Annotated in this window: 19 protein-coding genes; 7 read left to right on the forward strand and 12 right to left on the reverse strand. The window is 63.5% G+C overall.

Going from position 1 to position 17,095, the window contains the following annotated elements; translation table 11 throughout:
- Positions 1-9 precede the first annotated feature (9 nt).
- From GRX03_RS07660 to GRX03_RS07670, 3 genes are all read right to left on the reverse strand, one after another.
- Positions 10-1,626, reverse strand: coding sequence for a sensor histidine kinase (locus tag GRX03_RS07660; RefSeq protein WP_159763602.1), 1,617 nt, complete (start codon positions 1,624-1,626; stop codon positions 10-12).
- 126 nt (positions 1,627-1,752) lie between these two features.
- Positions 1,753-3,042 carry an amidohydrolase gene (locus GRX03_RS07665; RefSeq protein WP_159763603.1) on the reverse strand — a complete coding sequence of 430 codons (1,290 nt, stop codon included), beginning with the start codon at positions 3,040-3,042 and terminating at the stop codon, positions 1,753-1,755.
- 44 nt (positions 3,043-3,086) lie between these two features.
- Positions 3,087-3,410: an uS10/mL48 family ribosomal protein gene (locus GRX03_RS07670; protein ID WP_159763604.1), complete on the reverse strand. Its 324-nt coding sequence runs from the start codon at positions 3,408-3,410 to the stop codon at positions 3,087-3,089.
- Positions 3,411-3,534: 124 nt separating this feature from the next.
- Between GRX03_RS07670 and GRX03_RS07675 the strand changes: the two genes are divergently transcribed.
- Positions 3,535-3,966 (forward strand): bis(5'-nucleosyl)-tetraphosphatase, encoded by a 432-nt coding sequence (locus tag GRX03_RS07675; protein WP_159763605.1) that lies wholly within the window; start codon positions 3,535-3,537, stop codon positions 3,964-3,966.
- A gap of 1 nt (position 3,967) precedes the next feature.
- On the opposite strand, the gene nth is transcribed toward GRX03_RS07675, so the two are convergent.
- Both nth and GRX03_RS07685 read right to left on the reverse strand, forming a co-directional pair.
- Positions 3,968-4,654 (reverse strand): endonuclease III, encoded by a 687-nt coding sequence (gene nth / locus GRX03_RS07680; protein WP_159763606.1) that lies wholly within the window; start codon positions 4,652-4,654, stop codon positions 3,968-3,970.
- Positions 4,655-4,701: 47 nt separating this feature from the next.
- Positions 4,702-5,478, reverse strand: coding sequence for a TrmB family transcriptional regulator (locus GRX03_RS07685; protein ID WP_159763607.1), 777 nt, complete (start codon positions 5,476-5,478; stop codon positions 4,702-4,704).
- 189 nt (positions 5,479-5,667) lie between these two features.
- Between GRX03_RS07685 and GRX03_RS07690 the strand changes: the two genes are divergently transcribed.
- Together GRX03_RS07690 and GRX03_RS07695 are read left to right on the forward strand one after the other, a co-directional pair.
- Complete coding sequence (locus GRX03_RS07690) at positions 5,668-6,819, forward strand: SPFH domain-containing protein (RefSeq protein ID WP_159763608.1); 1,152 nt, start codon at positions 5,668-5,670, stop codon at positions 6,817-6,819.
- Positions 6,820-6,881: 62 nt separating this feature from the next.
- Positions 6,882-7,493, forward strand: coding sequence for a winged helix-turn-helix transcriptional regulator (locus tag GRX03_RS07695; RefSeq protein WP_159763609.1), 612 nt, complete (start codon positions 6,882-6,884; stop codon positions 7,491-7,493).
- A 4-nt stretch (positions 7,494-7,497) separates the two neighbouring features.
- Here the strand turns inward: GRX03_RS07695 and GRX03_RS07700 are convergent, their stop codons facing one another.
- From GRX03_RS07700 to GRX03_RS07710, 3 genes are all read right to left on the reverse strand, one after another.
- Complete coding sequence (locus tag GRX03_RS07700) at positions 7,498-7,746, reverse strand: DUF7123 family protein (protein ID WP_159763610.1); 249 nt, start codon at positions 7,744-7,746, stop codon at positions 7,498-7,500.
- Between the two features lie 136 nt (positions 7,747-7,882).
- Positions 7,883-8,284 (reverse strand): TRAM domain-containing protein, encoded by a 402-nt coding sequence (locus GRX03_RS07705; protein ID WP_159763611.1) that lies wholly within the window; start codon positions 8,282-8,284, stop codon positions 7,883-7,885.
- 99 nt (positions 8,285-8,383) lie between these two features.
- Entirely contained in the window at positions 8,384-9,403 is a 1,020-nt protein-coding gene (locus GRX03_RS07710; protein WP_159763612.1) for a sodium:calcium antiporter, read from the reverse strand.
- Between the two features lie 153 nt (positions 9,404-9,556).
- On the opposite strand from GRX03_RS07710, the gene GRX03_RS07715 reads away from it, so the two are divergent.
- Entirely contained in the window at positions 9,557-10,669 is a 1,113-nt protein-coding gene (locus GRX03_RS07715) for a S1C family serine protease (RefSeq protein ID WP_159763613.1), read from the forward strand.
- A gap of 37 nt (positions 10,670-10,706) precedes the next feature.
- Here GRX03_RS07715 and GRX03_RS07720 read toward each other — a convergent pair whose 3' ends face one another.
- The 3 genes from GRX03_RS07720 to GRX03_RS07730 all read right to left on the reverse strand — a co-directional run bounded on the left by GRX03_RS07720 (position 10,707) and on the right by GRX03_RS07730 (position 12,516).
- Positions 10,707-11,363: a YkgJ family cysteine cluster protein gene (locus GRX03_RS07720; protein ID WP_159763614.1), complete on the reverse strand. Its 657-nt coding sequence runs from the start codon at positions 11,361-11,363 to the stop codon at positions 10,707-10,709.
- A 42-nt stretch (positions 11,364-11,405) separates the two neighbouring features.
- Entirely contained in the window at positions 11,406-12,170 is a 765-nt protein-coding gene (locus GRX03_RS07725; RefSeq protein ID WP_159763615.1) for an MBL fold metallo-hydrolase, read from the reverse strand.
- Positions 12,171-12,234: 64 nt separating this feature from the next.
- A complete protein-coding gene (locus tag GRX03_RS07730) occupies positions 12,235-12,516 on the reverse strand; it encodes a helix-turn-helix domain-containing protein (RefSeq protein ID WP_159763616.1) in 282 nt (93 codons plus the stop codon).
- A 297-nt stretch (positions 12,517-12,813) separates the two neighbouring features.
- On the opposite strand from GRX03_RS07730, the gene GRX03_RS07735 reads away from it, so the two are divergent.
- The 3 genes from GRX03_RS07735 to GRX03_RS07745 all read left to right on the forward strand — a co-directional run bounded on the left by GRX03_RS07735 (position 12,814) and on the right by GRX03_RS07745 (position 16,352).
- Positions 12,814-13,518: a class I SAM-dependent methyltransferase gene (locus GRX03_RS07735; RefSeq protein WP_368278168.1), complete on the forward strand. Its 705-nt coding sequence runs from the start codon at positions 12,814-12,816 to the stop codon at positions 13,516-13,518.
- 210 nt (positions 13,519-13,728) lie between these two features.
- Positions 13,729-15,492, forward strand: coding sequence for a 2-oxoacid:acceptor oxidoreductase subunit alpha (locus GRX03_RS07740; protein ID WP_159763618.1), 1,764 nt, complete (start codon positions 13,729-13,731; stop codon positions 15,490-15,492).
- A complete protein-coding gene (locus GRX03_RS07745; RefSeq protein WP_159763619.1) occupies positions 15,489-16,352 on the forward strand; it encodes a 2-oxoacid:ferredoxin oxidoreductase subunit beta in 864 nt (287 codons plus the stop codon). The genes GRX03_RS07740 and GRX03_RS07745 overlap by 4 nt, the downstream gene beginning before the upstream one ends.
- A gap of 24 nt (positions 16,353-16,376) precedes the next feature.
- Here the strand turns inward: GRX03_RS07745 and GRX03_RS07750 are convergent, their stop codons facing one another.
- A complete protein-coding gene (locus GRX03_RS07750; RefSeq protein ID WP_159763620.1) occupies positions 16,377-17,087 on the reverse strand; it encodes a TOBE domain-containing protein in 711 nt (236 codons plus the stop codon).
- Between the last annotated feature and the right edge of the window lie 8 nt (positions 17,088-17,095).

The following is a 17,095-nucleotide window of genomic DNA, read 5'->3' on the forward strand; positions in this document are numbered from 1 at the left end:
GGCGTGGAGTTACTCGGCCGCCGATTCGACGCCCTCGAAGACGAACTTCGCCCCGCCCTCGCGGCCGTCTTCGACGGAGACGGTCCAGCCGTGGGCCGCGGCAATCGAGTCGACGATATCCAATCCGAAGCCGGTGTTGTCGCGTTCGGTGGTGTAGCCGTGCTCGAAGATCTGGCCCCGTTCACTCTCGGGAATGCCCGGCCCGTCGTCTTCGACGTACAGCCCGTCTTCGATCCCGACCCAGACGGTCACGTCCGGGCCGCCGTGCTCGACGGCGTTGCGGAAGAGGTTCTCGAACAGCCGTCGGACCCGCTCGGGATCGGCCTCGATCCGTGCACCGTCGGACTCGATATGTAACTCGGCGGAGTGGGTCTCTGTCGTCTCCCAGGCGCGCACCGCGAGCTCTTCGAGCGAGACGGCTTCGGGCCCGACGACGCCGATACCCTCCCTGCTGAGTTCCAGCACGTCTGTGATGATCCGGTCCATCCGTTCCAGCGACTCGCGGGCCGTGTCCAGTCGGTCCGTGTCGCCGGACTCGTGGGCGAGCTCGACGTTTCCCGTCGCCACCGAGAGCGGGTTCCGGAGGTCGTGCGAGATCGTACTGGCGATCTGTTCGAGTTGGCGTTCGTACTGTTTTCGGTCGGTGATATCGCGGAAGACGAGCGCCTTGGCCCGCTGGGCGCTGTTAATATCGAGTTCGGTCTGATCGACGCTGTAGACCCGCTCCGAGCCGTCGGTATCGACCGACAGCTCCGTCGCATACTGCCTGTCGACGGCGTCCTCGGTGGCGAGTATGGCGGGTAGCTGTTCGTCGAGAGGGTCACCCACGGTGATCGGTCCGAAGACGCGGTCAGCAGCGGCGTTGTAGTCGATGACCGCACACTGGCCGCCGAGGACGACAATGGGATCGCTGATCTGCTCGACGACCGACGACCGGGCGACCGGATCGGCGACGAACAACTGGTTTCGGAACATCGCTACCGCGGTGCAGACCGAGAGCAGCCCGATCCCGAACGGAGCGTACGGGATCATCGGGTGCGGTAACAGCCCCAAGACCTGCCCGGAGGTGAGTACGATGGGAACGGCGACGGCGAACCCGAGCAACTCGGTCTGACCCCGGGTCGCCCGGCGTGAACGCAGGAAGAGGTTCACGATCAGCGCAACCCCAACGAGTGCCAACAGCGTCGTCACGAGAAAAATCGGCAGTGAGAGCGGCCCGAAGACAACTTCGGCGTGGACGACCGGTTCGGTGACGATGTCGATGTCACGTGCGGTCAATCCGGTCCACGGGTTGGTCGCCGGGGCGAGCACGCAGACGGCCATCAGGAGTGCAAGCGCCCCGCGGACCGTAGGGGTGAGCCAGTGTGCCCGTCCGGTGTAGTACAGCGAAAACACGAAAAACAGCGTCCCGGACAGCGCGGAGGTAATCCCCCGGACCGTCAGCATGGCTGTCAGCATCTCGACACTGGCGGCGAGCACCGACGCGGCGGCCGCGAGCAGCCAGACCGTATTCAGACACAGGACGGCGATGAAGACGGTAGCCGCCCTCCCGCGACCGATGTCTCGCACCCACAACGCGATGCCGGCGGTCAACACCGCGAGCGCTGCGAGCACCCCTGCTACCACACCCCCGAGCATAGATCGATCTGAGATACACGCTTTGTATTATAAATGATGTGGGGCCGAGATTCAAGAATAAAAACGAAATTGGAAAGATGCTGGCTATAGCCGCCCGATTTTCACGCGCCGAAGTTAGTTCTGATTCTGCAGGTTCGTCGCCAGTCGCTGGATCGCTCCCGAGACCACGTCGACCCCGATCCGGAGCGACTCCTCGTCGACGTCGAACGTCGAGGTGTGGTGACCGCCGGGGTGGTCTGTCCCGATCCCGACGAAGCCGGCGATTCCGCCGTTGTCCTGGACGCGCTGCATCAGGTAGGTGGCGTCTTCGCTGCCGCCCAGATCGTCACGGCGGACGATGTTTCGGACTCCCGGGACGCCCTCGGCGGCGCTGGCGACCTGTTCGACGACGGCCTCGTCGCTGGTCGCGCTCGGGGCCTCGCCGCCGCCGGTCACGGTCACCTCGCAGTCGTGCATCGCCGCTGCTGATTCGAGGACGGTGACCGCCTTCTCGCGGGTGTACTCCATCAGTTCGGTCGTCTCACCCCGAACCTCGCCCTCGATGAAGGCCTCCTCGGGAATGATGTTCGAGGCCGTCCCGCCGCCGACCTTGCCGGCGTTGATCCGGGTCGCGCCGTCGTCGTGTCGGGGGATCGCGTAGAGGTTCTGGACGGCCGTCGCCATCGCCTGGACGGCGTTGCGGCCCTGTTCGGGGTGGCCGCCGGCGTGTGCCGGTTCGCCCTCGAACTCGGCGTTGAAGTGTGAGACGGCCAGGAATCCGTCGACTCCCGCGACGATCTCACCCGTCGGATGATCCAGCCCGAGGTGGATCCCGACGAGCGCGTCGAGGTCGTCGAGATGGCCGCCCTCCGCGACGGCTTTCCCGCCGCCGACAATCTCCTCTGCGGGCTGGAAGAAGACCTTCAGCGTGCCCCGAAAGTCGCTGTCGGCGATTGCCCGGAGGACCCCGAGTCCGATGGTCGCGTGGCCGTCGTGGCCACAGGCGTGCATGTGACCGTCGTGGGTCGAGCGAAACCCCTCCTCGACGGGGTAGTGGTCGTCGTCTTCGCTTTCCTCCTGTGGCAGTCCGTCGATGTCGACTCGCAGACCGATTGTCGGGCCCTCACCGCGTCTGAGGACGGCCATCGCACCGGTGTAGCCGCCGGCTAGCTCCTCCAGTACCTCCTGGTCGAGGTCGTACTCCCGGGCTTGCTGGAGCCACGAGTCGAGCGTCGACTCGTCGGGGACGGCCAGTCGGTGGTCGCCGGCCAGCATCTCCGGGCCGAGCAGAACCTCGTCGACGGGTAGTTCCCGGAGTTCCTCGACGATGCGAGCGGTCGTGTAGAACTCACGCCACGCCGGTTCCGGTCGGCGGTGAAGTTCTCGGCGCAGCGAGACGAGCCAATCCTCCTCTGTGGTTGCCATACCGGAGGGACGGGTGGAGAGCGCTTAAAATCGGCGGGGCGGGGTCACTCGCCGGTCTGACTGTACTGTTCGATATCCGCGGTGATGTAGATCCGGTCGGGATACTCCTGTTCGGCGACGTTGCGGGCGAACTCGTTGTGATCGATGATCTCGATGTTTCTGGTGTAGACGGTGTACTCCCAGTTGCCGAACGTCTCCTCCGCCGAGAGGTCCTTGTACTGCGGGACGGCGTGTCTACTCGGCGGCTTCGGGTGCGGGCCTTTCAGTTCGACGCCCTTGCGCTCGGCCCGCTCTTTGATGTCGGTGACGATCGAATCGAGGAGTTCGCCGTCGCCGCTCTGGAGGGTGAGCCGAGTCACGAATGGCATACGACTACCGAACACCTCGGGTGACAAAACCAGTTCGGTTCGGCAATCGGATGTGAGAGGGTCGCAAACGTTGCTGTCGGGGACTCCGATATTCACTTAACGGGGGGCCGAGTAGTGTCCGGTAATGATCGAGGCCACGAGCGCGGGAGCCATCCTCTTTCGCGACACGCGTGGCCGGCGGGAGTACCTCCTCCTGAAGAGCCGCCCCGGGGACTGGGAGTTCCCCAAAGGCGGCGTCGAGGGCGACGAGGAACTCCAGCAAACCGCCATACGCGAAGTGAAAGAGGAGGCCGGAATCACGAACTTTCGGCTCATCGATGGCTTCCGGAGAGATTACGATTACGTGTTCGAGGCAGGCGGAAATACCATCCACAAGACGGTGCACCTGTTCATCGCACACTCCGAAGAAGCGTCCGCAGAACTCTCCCAGGAACACCGCGACCACCAGTGGCGGGATTACGAGCAGGCGATCAACACGATCACCCAGGACGGGCCGCGGGAGATCCTCGAAGAGGCCCACGAGTTCATCGACGAGGAGTATTACGACGAGGAGTGACTCACTCCCACGGCTCGCCGCTCGCGAGGTCCACGTCGCTGTCCGTCTTCGACGACGGACAGATATCCGCGAGCAGACAGTCCTCACAGTCGGGGTTGCGCGCCGTACAGACCTCCCGACCGTGACTGATGAATAGGTGTGTTAGCTTTTGCCACTCCGATTCTGGGGCCAGTTCCATCAGCTCCGGTTCGATCTGTTCGGGCCGTTCGGCCTCGGTGATCCCCAGCCGCCGGGTCAGTCGTTGCACGTGCGTGTCGACGACGACCCCCTCGACGATGTCGTGGCCGTGCTGGAGAACGACGTTTGCGGTCTTGCGGCCGACGCCCGGCAGATCCGTGAGGTCTGCCATCGTATCGGGCACCTCGCCGTCGTGTTCCTCGACAATCTTCTGGCAGGCGTTGCGGATGTACTCGGCTTTGTTGTTGTAGTAGGTGATCGAGTTCAGGTCCTCGGCGAGTTCCTCCTGGTCGGCCTCGGCGTACGCTTTCGGTCCGTCGTACTTCTCGAAGAGGTCCGCAGTCACCTTGTTGACGCGCTCGTCGGTACACTGCGCCGAGAGGATCACGGCAATCAGCAGTTCGAGTCGGTTCGAGAACCGAAGTGAGATAGTCGTATCCGGATACTCCTCGTGCAGTCGGTCGAGCACTTCGGCGAGCTGTACCTCCGGGCTGTCCAGCGCGGTTCCCATACCCGCCGTTCGGGTGAGAGCGCTATGAGAGCACCGACTCGCTGTCGTCAGTCGAACTCCGGAGGGTCCGCGTCGAAGGGCTCCCGAAACCACTCGGTGACGAGTTCGACCATGACCGTCGCGAAGATGTTCTCGCTGGTCCAGAACGCAACTTCGGCACCCCTGCCGGCCGCGGAGTAGGAACTGAGCAGAAGAGTATCGTCGTCGACCATCAGCAGTTGCGCGACATCGACATCCATATCCCGGTCTTCGGGGACCCTGTAGGAGCGAATCGGGCTGTCCTCGGCAATCTGTGCGAGCACCGCGGGTTCCAGGCTCGCGAGGACGACCGTCACGCCGTCTTCGGCGGTCGCCTCCAGCGCCGCGTGAACCCCGTCGTCGAGGTTGTCGGGGTCGTCGGTGGCGTAGAGCACGCGCTCGTCTGCCCCCTGGATCAGTTCCGCGACACGCGAGGTGATCGCGTCCGCGCCGTTCAACAGCCAGATCGATTCGGTGTGTTCGTCCTGTTCGTGCGTGTCCTGGATCGTATCGAGGTAGTCGAAGGTCTCCGCACCGGTTTCGGCCAACTGGTCGAGCAGCAGCCGCCGGGCCTGCTCCAGCGAGACCGGACGGTAGACCGTAGGCGTCGACTGCTGGGTCTCGATCAGCCCGCGTTCCTCGAGCCCTTCGGCGGCCCCGTACACCTGCGAGCGAGGCACGTCGGCAACGTCGCTGATCTCACTCGCGGCGCCGCGGCCGAGTTTCTGTAGCGCGAGGAACACCCGCGCCTCGTAGGTCGTCAGGCCGAGTCGCTTCAACCCCTCGATTGCGTCTTCGTCGTTCATACCAGTCTCCGGGAGATCACGCGCCACCGACCCGCCGCCCGTCAGTCGTCCGCCCGAACAGTGATGTACCTACTTCCATACTAACAGTAATGTGGTCCCGAAATAAAAAAGCCCCCTTCTCCGCGCGGTTTCACCGTCGGAGATCCTGGACAAACACTTTTTGAGTCGAACATCCAACGTGTAGGCGCAATGATTCCAGCAGTCGTACTCCAGTCTCTGTCGGCCGCAGGGTTAATCGCGGTGATCCTGTTCCTGCTCGCGGTCGTGACAGCATACAACAGCGTGGTCATCGTCAACGCGTACGAGAAGCGTGCGTACACGCGGTTCGGCAAGTACCAGGGGCTTCTCGAACCGGGGCTGAATCTCGTCCTCCCGTTCGTGACGAAGACGTACACCTTCGACATGCGGACGATGACACTCGACGTGCCTCGCCAGGAGGCGATCACGCGTGACAACTCCCCGGTGACCGCCGACGCCGTCGTCTACATCAAGGTGATGGACGCCGAGAAAGCCTTCCTGGAGGTCGACGACTACAAGAAAGCGGTCTCGAATCTCGCCCAGACGACGCTGCGTGCCGTGCTCGGGGACATGGAACTGGACGACACGCTGAACAAACGCCAGGAGATCAACGCCAAGATCCGACAGGAACTCGACGAACCCACCGACGAGTGGGGAATCCGCGTCGAGAGCGTCGAGGTCCGCGAGGTCAACCCGTCGAAGGACGTCCAGCAGGCGATGGAGAAACAGACCTCCGCCGAGCGCCGCCGCCGCGCGATGATCCTCGAAGCCCAGGGCGAACGCCGCAGTGCGATCGAACAGGCCCAGGGTGACAAGCAGTCGAACATCATCCGCGCCCAGGGTGAGAAACAGAGCCAGATCCTCGAAGCCCAGGGTGACGCCATCTCGACGGTCCTGCGCGCCAAATCCGCCGAATCGATGGGCGAACGCGCCGTCATCGAACGCGGAATGGAAACCTTAGAGGAGATCGGTAAAGGCGAATCGACGAAGTTCGTCCTCCCGCAGGAACTCACCTCGCTGGTCGGCCGCTACGGCAAACACCTCCAGGGCAGCGATGTCAAAGAGAACGGCCACGTCCTCGAGGGACTGGAGTTCGACGAGGAGACCCGCGAGATGCTCGGTCTCGACGACATCGAGGAGATCATCAGCGAGTTCAGCGACGAGGAAGACGTCGTCGACATCGAGCAGATGGAAGAGGAAGCCCAGGCGGTCAAGGAGGGCGAAGCCGGCGCCGATATCAGAGATCCCGACGAGATCATCGAGGGCGGTCCCGAGGACCTCGACATCGAGACTGACGGGACCGACGGCGCCGGTAACGACTGAGCCGTCGGCAGACCCGCGGTGTAGCGAAGCCGTTTTATTGCTGCCTGTCGTTGCACTGAACAATGCGAGAGGACCCGGACGTCGACCAGTCCAAGCGGGCGACGCTGCGCCGGTTCGCCGCCCTCGGCGCAGCAAGCCCGCTGGTCGGGCTCGCGTCCGCCGAGGAGAGTGACAGCGACACGCCGGAGGCGATTGTCGGCTACCTCTCCACGACACCCGGTGCTCACTTCTCGAAGATCCGCGACGACCTCCATCTCGGAACCGGAGAGACGCAACACCACCTCGACGAACTGGAATCAGACGGTGCAATCGAGAGCCGGAAAGACGGCGATTACCGCCGGTACTTCCCGGCGGGGCAGTTCAGCGAGTTCGAGCAGACCGCGCTCGGACAACTTCGCAGAGAGACGCCCCGTCAGGTGGTGATCGTGTTGCTCGAAGCGCCCGACGCGACCGCCGGCGAGATTGCCGACCGCGTCGGCGTCTCCCGGCCGACGGTGAGCAACTGCGCGAAGCGGCTCGAATCGGCCGGCCTGCTCTCCCGGAACGGCGGCTACTCGCTCATCGATCCGGAGACCGTACTGCTCCTGTTAGTCCGATACGCAGACTCGTTCGGCGAGGACGCCGCCGCCTTCGCGGAGACTGCACCCTCGCTCGTCGAGTACACCGGCAAGTGAGTCGTCAGGCCGTGACCATCCACGTCGTACTCGAAGAGTAGCCCCACTTCTCGACGGAGATGTCGAACTCGCCGCGCTCGATGGCGGTCATGTTCGTGCCCACCTCCTTGGGGGACATGTCGAGTTCGTCGGCGATGAGCCGGGATTTGAAGTAGGTCTGGTCGTCGACGGCGTCGCGGAGGAACTCGAGGATACGGTGTTGTTTCTCGGAGAGGTTCGCCGGTTCGGCCGAGGTGTCCGCTGTCGTACTCATACATCTGGATTAGATAGGTCCGTATATAGCCCGTTTGGTACGATCGATTAACGCCGCGCCGTCTTGCGGTTTTGGCGAGAATATCCCGGCCACAGTCCGGTGGTCTGGGGGCTGTGGTATAGCTCCCTAACAGGACTCAAGGGCTTTCCTCGATGGCTTCACCGACCGCAAAGTTCGACTTGACCTCGGTCACTTCGATCTTCACGCGGTCCCCGACCTCGGTGTCCGGGACGATGATGACGTAGCCGCGCTCGACGCGTGCGATTCCGTCGCCCTGCTTGCCGATATCCTCGATTTCGACGTATCGTATCTCGCCGGGTTCGACCGGCGGTTGCGGTTCGCCGTCTGCGGAGTCGATGCGTTCACTTTCGCCGTCTTCGTCGGTCTCGTCCGGAGAGATAAGCGCCACTCGATACGTTTCGCCCGGTTCGACCGATCCGGTTTCGATCTCGCGCCGCGGAATCTCGACGACGTGAGTTCCGTCCCGCTCCGAGACATCAGCACTGAACAGACAGAGGAGTTTATTCGAGATTTCCAAGGGTAGTAGACCTCCGTATCCGTGCAAAGTGGGCCTATTCAAAGTATTTATCGGCTGGATTGGCGCCCGAGACAGCGACTGTCGGGAGACGCCCGGCGATCAGCCGTTGGGGAGGACATCGACGACGCGGGTGACGGTCTCGACGGTGACCCAGGCGACGAACAGGAGATACGAGATCACGAGGAGATACGACTCGGCGGTCGAGAGAGCCAAGCCGGTCCGGAGGATCGTAAACAGCAACACCGTCGCCAGCGTCAGCACGCCGAACATCGGGACCGCCATGGCGAAGTTGACCGGCGTCGATCCGACGATGAGCACCCCGACGGGGATGGCGACGAGGAGATCGAACGTGTTCGAGCCGAGGACGCTCGCGATAGACGCCACGCCCCGGTCGTCGCGGGCCGCGCGGACGCTGACGAGCGCATCCGGGAGGCTCGTAGCACCGGCGGCGATAGTAACACCCATGACGAACCCCGGAACGCCGAAGGCGGTTCCGATGGCGTCGACCGAGTGGACGAGCCGCTCGACGGCGATCAGGATGACAACGAGCCCCGCGATCAACAGCCCCCACTGCCGGGCCAGATCAATATCGACCGACTCGTGACCTGCCTCGTGGTCGGCGGTATCCTGATACTGGATGAAGATGTAGAGACCGTACAGTGCGATCGGAATCGCCGCGATCGGTCGCGTGATCTCGCCCATGAGCCGGTCCCCGCTCGTCGGATAGTAGATCACCGCCATCGCGAACGTAATCACCAGCACCGACACCGAGAGCATGTAGAACTGGGCCTCTTTGTAGACGAGCGCCCGATTTGCCTGAATGTCGTCTTCCGTCGTGACGCCGGCGAGGGCGGGGATCACGAGAATGTTGAATATCGCCGACCCGACAATTGCGCCGATACCCAGTTCGATCGACTTGGCGAACACCGCGGAGAAGACGACCGTCGCAAGTTCGGGAAAACTCGAGCCGACGGCGGTGACAATGGAGCCCTGGACGACCTGCGGGAGCCCGTAGTACGCAGAGAGATTCTCCGCGGCACCTTCGAGCCAGCCGCTCCCGACCCAGATGGCGGCGGCGGTGACGAGAATGATCACGCCGTCGACTGCGAGCGAGGCCATGGCTGAGGGGTCACTGCGGCGCGACAAAATCGTTGTGATAGGTACAGCAATCCGAACAGACGCGGTCGTACCGAGGCTAGTTGTAACGCTATATTGTTAACTGTGCTGACAGCACAACACATATCAGAGACCAAGCATAAGATTCAATTGTCGATGTCCAGAGAGACATCTTCCCGCCGTCGGTTTCTGAAGCTCGGGAGTATTGCGCTCACAGCCAGTCTCGCGGGTTGTAGCGGTGCGCTCTCGGACGATTCAGCGTCTACACAGCCGTCCTCGTCCCCGCCGAACGGAACACAGGCTGATAGTAGCCAGACGAACGACACCTCCGAAAGCGAGTACACCGAGGTGTACCAGGAGACGATTCCGTCGGTCGTATCGGTCAGAACGAGCCAGGGGCAGGGAACCGGGTTTCTGTACGACGAGAGCCACGTCGTGACGAACGCGCACGTCGTGGGACGGGCCTCGACAGCGCAACTGCAGTTCCAGAACAGCACGTGGAGTGACGCGACCGTCCAGGGGAGAGACCGTCACAGCGACCTGGCGGTGCTCTCGGCGGCGGAGGCGCCGGAGTCGGCGGAGCCGCTTTCGTTCGCCGAGGAGAGCCCGGTCATCGGACAGGAGGTCGTCGCAATCGGGAATCCGTACAACCTCGACGGGAGTGTCACGTCGGGGATCATCAGTGGACTCGACCGACTGGTTCCGTCGCCCGCCGGCTATCAGATCCCGGACGCAATCCAGACGGACGCGGCGGTGAACCCCGGGAACAGCGGCGGACCGCTGATGTCCACGGACGGAGGCGTGCTCGGCGTCGTCAACTCGAAACGCGGTGACAACATCGCGTTCGGAATCTCCGCGGCGCTCACACAGCGTGTCGTCCCCGAGCTGATCGAAACCGGGGAGTACGATCACGCGTATATGGGAGTCTCCCTCCAGAAAGTGACGCCGTCAATCGCTACTGCGAACGACCTCTCAACCCCGCGAGGACTCATCGTCGTCCAGACGGTCCGCAACGGGCCGGCGGACGGAGTACTCCAGCCGAGTTCCGCCGAGTTCGTCGACGGACGGCGGGTGCCGGTCGGCGGCGACATCATCCTCACGGTCGACGGCACGACGATGACCTCCTTCGAGGATCTCGCGAGTTACCTGGCACTCCAGACGCGGCCCGGCGATACCGTGCAGGCGACAGTTCTGCGGGACGGAACAGAACAGACAGTCGAGTTGAGCCTCGAACCGCGCCCCGAGCAGTCACGGTCGCCGCTCCAGTGACGGGACCGACCTGACGACCACTCACAGATAGGGTCGATCACAACTCCGTCCCGTCCGGCCGTTTCGCGCCCTCCGAGTCGTGGACGACGACACCATCGACCGCCGTCGGTTCGTAGCCGTCTCGAACGTCGATTGCTTCCTCGATTTCGCGGACTGCCCGCTCTTTGAGCGCCGCCGCTAACTCTTCGGCGTCCTCCCGGGAGATGTCACGGCCCAGGCCCTCGCACTCGTGTGCGCGGACCATCCCCTCCTCGTCGACCGCCTCGCCCATCGGCTGGCTGGTCCCGCCGAGTGCGACGCTGAACGGGTAGGTCTGACAGAGCAACGGCCGGTCGCCGTAGATCGAACACGCGCCGCCCTCCTCGCCCTCCCGGTAGAAGGTACAGTTCCCGCAGGAGTCCGTCTGCAAGGCCCACTCGAAAGTCTCGCCCTCCGGGCCGTCCGGCCCCTCGACGAGACCGTACGGCATCGGTCTGGCAACGTCTCGCCAGTCGTACTCCTCGCTGTCCTGGATCGCGCGGATCTCGTCGGGAAAGACCGTCGCAGTGTGTTCCTCGGTGCCGTTCTCACCCTCGGCCGCCTTGCAACAGCCGCCACAGCGGGTACACTCGAAGCCGATCGATTCGATCGCGTCTGCGAGTTCTGCAATCGAGAGGTCGCGTGCGCGTTCGAGTTCGGCTTCGAGTGAGTCCATACCGACACAGTGCGGAGTGACGAGCAAAAGTGCTCGGATCGGTCACTCGGGTCGGGCCCGCTCGCCGTCGAAGGTGATCTTCGATTCGACGGCCAGTTTCTCGATGTGCGCGAGAACGGTCGCCCGGGCGAGGTCGTAGACGCCCGAGATGTCCTTGTCGTAGGCCGCGTCGACGATGTCGTCGACTGTTCTGTTTCCGTCCCGCACCGCTGCGTGGACAGCCTTCTCGCGGTCGAGTCGGTGGGTGATAAGTCGCTCGCACACCGCTCTCGGCGTCTCGATGACGGGGCCGTGGCCGGGGTAGAGTCGATCGGGATTCGCCGCGTGGACCCGCCGGAGACTGGTGAGATACGCCCGCATATCCCCTTCGGGCGCGCCGACGACGACGCTCCCCTCCGCGACGGCCAAATCACCACTGACGAACCCGTCTGCGAGCGCGAACGCCGTATGCTCCGGGGCGTGGCCGGGCGTGTCGACCGCGGTTACCCCCTCCGCCGGGAGCCGTTCGCCCGGTTTGAACGTTCGGTCCGGTTCGATACCGGCGGCGGACTCGAAGGCCGTCTCCCGTCCGTATCGCGCCCAGACCGTCAGATCGAACTCCGTCGCGTAGTCCGCGACTGCGCCGACGTGGTCGGGATGATGATGCGTGACGGCGACGTGTTCGACATCCGCCGCGACGACGGCGTCTAACTCTTCGTCGCGGGCCGCCGGGTCGACGACCAATCCCTCGCCGTCGGTGACGACGTACGCGCTGGTCGCTCCGGTCGGTGCGCGTGTCCGTACGGGGAGTGAAAATCGCTCGACCATCTACGTTGGTGCTCGCGGGCCAGGGGCCTATTCGTTTGGGTCGGCGACGGACGCGGGGATCGAGTCAGTTGCGCTCGGTCAGCGAGTAGACCTGCTTGCGAGCGTCCTGCACGCTGTACCGGGACTCGACCAGATCGGCGTCTTCGAGTCGGTTGAGTGCGTACCGGACGGTGCGGTCGGGCAGCAGGGACTCCTCCGCGAGTTGGCCCTGCGAGAGCGGGCCGTCGGTCTCCAGAATCTTCGCGACCAACTTCGCGCTCGGCGGCAGTTCGCGGAGTCGGTCACGATACTCCTGTTCTGAAAGAGTCTGTCGTGGTTTGCCGGGATCTTCGACGATCGTACTCATAATTACGATACTCTCGATCACACTTGTAAACGTTGGCTATATTCACATCAAACGGATAGGGTGTGTTTAATCGTTTCCGCATTTCCTTATACATACTTGAGTTATATCGCGAATAGCCGAATATACGTACTCTTGAGTCGTCTCGCGTTCGATACCGGAGAAAGTGGCAGGTATAAGATAGGTACGGTGACGGGGCCGGCAGATTCGGCGCGGATCGATAGCGGCGGGAATTCATCCGGGAGAACCCGTCTGCAATCCAGTATCATTTTAATGCTCGGGGCGAGAAAGCCAGGTAGCGTGAAAGGACAGGAGTGGTATCAGGCCGACGATGTCGCCCAGGAGTACGACGAAAAGCGGTTCTCGAAGGGTGGCCGACTCATCGACCGCCGCGAGAAGGAAGCGGTGTTAGACGCGCTCGGGCCGGTCGAGGACAAGAAAGTGCTCGAAATCGCCTGCGGGACCGGTCGGTTTACCGCGATGCTCGCCGAGCGCGGTGCCGACATCGTCGGGCTGGACATCTCGGGGCCGATGCTACAGCAGGGCCGCCAGCGCGCACAGTCGGCTGGCGTCGCTGACAGCCTCGAATACATGCGTGGTGACGCGGGCCGGCTCCCGTTCCCCGACGACCACTTCGATGTCGTGTTTGCGATGCGGTTTTTCCACCTCGCGGACACCCCTGAAGAGTTTCTCGCGGAGATGTGCCGGGTCTCGAACGACCAGATATTTTTCGACACGTTCAATCGGTACTCCACGCGGTCGCTGTACAACTGGGCGCTGCCGATGGGGTCGCGGCTGTACTCCGGAGAGGAGGTCGACGCGCTGTTGGACGCGACCGGACTCGAACTGGTCTCAGCCGAACACGACTGGATTTTCCCGTACGGCCTCTACCGCGAGATTCCGAACCGGGTCGCGTCGACCCTGCGGTGGCTCGACGACGGCATCCGCACGCTCCCGTTCGGCGACCGGTTGGCGTCGGTCTCGTACTGGAACGCGCGACTCTAAATTTTGTGATATGTTCTGGGGTCGCCGGCAGTATCTGCTGATAACTCGGAGAGAAATTTCACAGGACGGCAAACCCTCACGATAATTAGTGGGTGATCGTGCTCGTCCCGGTAGCGATGTTCGCGGTATTTGACGTTTTCGGCGAAATTACTGGGTGGTTCACGGGATTGCAGAAGGCTTTTGCACAGGCCCTTTGTACCCTGAGCTAGCATGCCCGACGACCTGAACTGGGCCATCGGCGGCGAAGCCGGCGATGGGATCGACTCAACAGGGAAAATCTTCGCACAGGCGCTCTCGCGGGCGGGCAGACACGTCTTCACCTCGAAAGACTTCGCGTCGCGGATCCGCGGTGGATACACGGCGTACAAGGTGCGGACATCTGTCGACCGCGTCGAGAGCGTCGTCGATCGGTTAGATATCCTCATTGCACTGACGGAACGGACGATCGACGAGAACATGGACGAACTCCACGAGGGAAGTGTCATCATCTACGATGGCGAGCGGACCTCGATGCAGGACGTCGAGATTCCGGACGGGATGATCGGACTCGACGTGCCGCTGAAAAGCCTGGCCGAGGAGGCCGGCGGTGGCATCATGCGCAACATCGTCGCGCTGGGTGCCGCCTGTGAAGTCACGAACTTCCCGATCGAGAACCTCGACGCCTCGCTGGAGAAGCGCTTCTCCGACAAGGGGACGGCAATCGTCGAGAACAACAAGGAATCGGCGCGGCTCGGCCAGGAGTACGTCCAGGAGAACTTCGATCACGACTTCGAGTACGACCTCGAGACGACGGACAACGACTACGTGCTCCTGAACGGCGACGAGGCGATTGGAATGGGGGCCATCGCGGCCGGCTGTAAGTTCTACTCCGGCTATCCGATCACGCCCGCGACGGACGTGATGGAGTATCTCACCGGCCGAATCGACCAGTTCGGCGGGAAAGTCGTCCAGGCAGAAGACGAACTCTCGGCAATCAACATGGCTCTGGGCGCGGCGCGTGCCGGCGCACGAGCGATGACGGCCACCTCCGGCCCGGGAATCGACCTGATGACCGAGACGTTCGGACTCGTCGCCACCAGCGAGACGCCGCTGGTGATCTGTGACGTGATGCGGTCGGGGCCCTCGACGGGGATGCCGACCAAACAGGAGCAGGGGGATCTGAACATGCTCCTGTACGGCGGCCACGGGGAGATTCCGCGGTTCGTCGTCGGCCCGACGAACGTCTCCGAGTGTTTCTGGAAGACCGTCGAGGCGTTCAACCTCGCTGAGAAGTACCAGACACCGGTGTTCCTCGTTGCGGACCTCTCGCTTGCGGTCACCGAACAGACCTTCTCGCCGGAGACGTTCGATATGGACGAGGTCGAAATCGACCGCGGGAAAGTCGTCGACGAGAGCGAGATCGAGTCCTGGCAGGACGAACAGGGTCGGTTCCAGCCGCACTTCCCGACTGCGGACGGAATCAGCCCCCGGACGTTCCCCGGGACCGAGGATGGCGCTCACATGACGACGGGACTGGAACACGACTCCCTCGGCCGACGAACCGAGGACACCGACGTTCGCATCGAACAGGTCGACAAACGCGAGCGGAAGGTCCAGACCGCTCGCGAGGAGGAAGACTGGGAACCGCGGGAGTTCGGTGATCCCGACGCCGACACGCTCGTGCTCTCGTGGGGGTCGAACGAGGGACCGATGCGGGAGGCGCTCGAGTTCCTCGAAGAGGACGGCCTCGACGTTCGGTTCATCTCCGTCCCGTATCTGTTCCCGCGTCCGGACCTCTCCGAACCGATCGAGAACGCGGAGACGACAATCGTCGTCGAGTGTAACGCGACCGGACAGTTCGCGGATATCATCGAGCACGACGTGCTCGAGCGAGTCGAACGGATCAACAAGTACAACGGTGTCCGCTTCAAGGCGGACGAACTCGCAGAGGAGATCAAGGCTACCGTCAGCCCACAGGCGGAGGTGGAACAATGAGCTCTGAGGTACGTTTCGTCGACTTCAAATCGGACAAGCAGCCGACCTGGTGTCCGGGCTGCGGCGACTTCGGCACCATGAACGGCATGATGAAAGCCCTCGCCGAAACCGGCAACAGCCCCGACGACACCTTCGTCGTCGCCGGCATCGGCTGTTCCGGCAAAATCGGCACTTACATGCACAGCTACGCGCTGCACGGCGTCCACGGCCGCGCCCTCCCCGTCGGCATCGGCGTCAAAATGGCCAACCCCGAGTTGGAAGTGATGGTCGCCGGCGGCGACGGCGACGGTTACTCCATCGGTGCCGGCCACTTCGTCCACGCCGTCCGTCGAAACGTGGACATGACCTACGTCGTCATGGACAACCGCATCTACGGCCTCACCAAGGGTCAGGCCTCGCCCACGTCACGCGAGGACTTCGAGACCTCCACCTCGCCCGACGGCACCAACATGCCGCCGGTCAATCCCCTGGCACTGGCGCTGGCTTCGGGCGCGACCTTCATCGCCCAGTCCTTTAGCTCCGACTCCAAACGCCACACCGAAATCGTCAAACAGGCCGTCGAACACGACGGCTTCGGCTTCGTCAACGTCTACTCGCCCTGCGTGACGTTCAACGACGTCGACACCTACGACTACTTCCGGGACGCGCTGGTCGACCTCGACGAGGCCGACCACGACCCCACCGACGCCGACCAGGCCAAAGACGTCATCCTCAACGGCGACAAAGAGTACCAGGGCGTCATCTACCAGAACGAAAACAGCGTCCCCTTCGAGGAGCAGGAAGGCATCGACGAACCCATGACCACCGTCCCCGACGGCGCACCAGACGGGGCCACGGACCTCGTCCGCGAATTCTACTGAACGGCGCTCCCGTTTTTGTCGCTGTCAGTGATCCACGCCGACGAGTCTCGTCGCCGTCGCCTTCCAAGTGAGCACGATCTTGCCGCGCTCGCCGAGGGCGAGTCTGCGGGCACTGTCGGCAGTCACGAGCGCCTGGAAGACGACTCCGCCGACAGAGACGCGGGCTGTCAGCACCGTCTCGCCGCGGTCGACCTCCGTGATCGAACCGACGAGTCGGTTCCGGGCGCTCGTCGCGTCCGGCTCGGGATCACCGCTGGGGTCGAGCAGCGTGATCGAATCCGCGCCGATCCGCGCCTGGACCTCGTCGCCGACAGCGACGCCGTCGTGGAGCCCTCTGATCGCTCCGACGGCGGTGTCGACCTCGGCGAGTTCGCCCGACCGCTCCGTCACCGTCCCCCGGAGTACCGTCTCGGGGACCTGCGCCGTAGCAGTGAGTGCGGCTTGCAGTCGCTCGTAGCGGCCGAGCAACGCCTCGGCGGGTTGGGTCAACTGACTGCCGCCGCCGCCGCTGCCGCCGCGGTGGCGCTCGACCAGTTCGCCGAACGCGTCTTCGAGGGTGTCGATCCGCGAGAGCGCACGGGCGCGTGAACGGCCGAGGTTCGACGACGCTCGCGCGACCGACCCGGTCCGGTCGATTTCCCGCAGCAGTGCCGCGTCGCGGCTGTCGAACTCCACGCCGTTGCTGACCAGCGCGGCCGCCCCCTGTCCGTCCGTGGTCGGATCGCTGTCGGTCATCCCGTGGT

It is taken from the genome of Halovenus carboxidivorans, from assembly GCF_009831575.1.
Taxonomy (GTDB): Archaea; Halobacteriota; Halobacteria; order Halobacteriales; family Haloarculaceae; genus Halovenus; species Halovenus carboxidivorans.